This window comes from Burkholderia sp. E168m22, assembly GCF_001319805.1.
GTDB classification, from domain to species: domain Bacteria; phylum Pseudomonadota; class Gammaproteobacteria; order Burkholderiales; family Burkholderiaceae; genus Burkholderia; species Burkholderia orbicola.
This window is the reverse complement of sequence record NZ_BBSK01000174.1, coordinates 1-1146: the sequence shown is the minus strand read 5'-3', so window position 1 is coordinate 1146 and position 1146 is coordinate 1. Positions and strand designations below refer to the sequence as shown.

1 protein-coding gene is annotated in these 1146 nt (G+C 61.9%); it reads left to right on the top strand.

The features are described from left to right. Positions 1 to 1146 (top strand): elongation factor Tu (tuf, locus tag AP428_RS34265; protein ID WP_231691735.1); only part of this gene is annotated, 1146 nt, incomplete at both ends.

Sequence of the window (1146 nt, the reverse complement as noted above, 5' to 3'; positions counted from 1 at the left end):
GGGTAAATTTGAGCGGACCAAGCCGCACGTGAACGTTGGTACGATTGGTCACGTTGACCACGGCAAGACGACGCTGACGGCAGCGATCACGACGGTGCTGACGAAGAAGTTCGGCGGCGAAGCGAAGGCATACGACCAGATCGACGCGGCACCGGAAGAAAAGGCGCGCGGCATCACGATCAACACGGCACACGTCGAGTACGAAACGGCTAACCGCCACTACGCACACGTCGACTGCCCGGGCCACGCTGACTATGTGAAGAACATGATCACGGGCGCAGCGCAGATGGACGGCGCGATCCTGGTTTGCTCGGCAGCAGACGGCCCGATGCCGCAAACGCGTGAGCACATCCTGCTGGCGCGTCAGGTTGGCGTTCCGTACATCATCGTGTTCCTGAACAAGTGCGACATGGTGGACGACGCGGAACTGCTCGAGCTGGTCGAGATGGAAGTTCGCGAACTCCTGTCGAAGTACGACTTCCCGGGCGACGACACGCCGATCGTGAAGGGTTCGGCAAAGCTGGCGCTGGAAGGCGACACGGGCGAGCTGGGCGAAGTGGCGATCATGAGCCTGGCCGACGCGCTGGACACGTACATCCCGACGCCGGAGCGTGCAGTTGACGGCGCGTTCCTGATGCCGGTGGAAGACGTGTTCTCGATCTCGGGCCGCGGTACGGTGGTGACGGGTCGTGTCGAGCGCGGCATCGTGAAGGTCGGCGAGGAAATCGAAATCGTCGGTATCAAGCCGACGGTGAAGACGACCTGCACGGGCGTTGAAATGTTCCGCAAGCTGCTGGACCAAGGTCAGGCAGGCGATAACGTGGGTATCCTGCTGCGCGGCACGAAGCGTGAAGACGTGGAGCGTGGCCAGGTTCTGGCGAAGCCGGGTTCGATCACGCCGCACACGCACTTCACGGCTGAAGTGTACGTGCTGAGCAAGGACGAAGGCGGCCGTCACACGCCGTTCTTCAACAACTACCGTCCGCAGTTCTACTTCCGTACGACGGACGTGACGGGCTCGATCGAGCTGCCGAAGGACAAGGAAATGGTGATGCCGGGCGACAACGTGTCGATCACGGTGAAGCTGATCGCTCCGATCGCGATGGAAGAAGGTCTGCGCTTCGCAATCCGCGAAGGCGGCCGTAC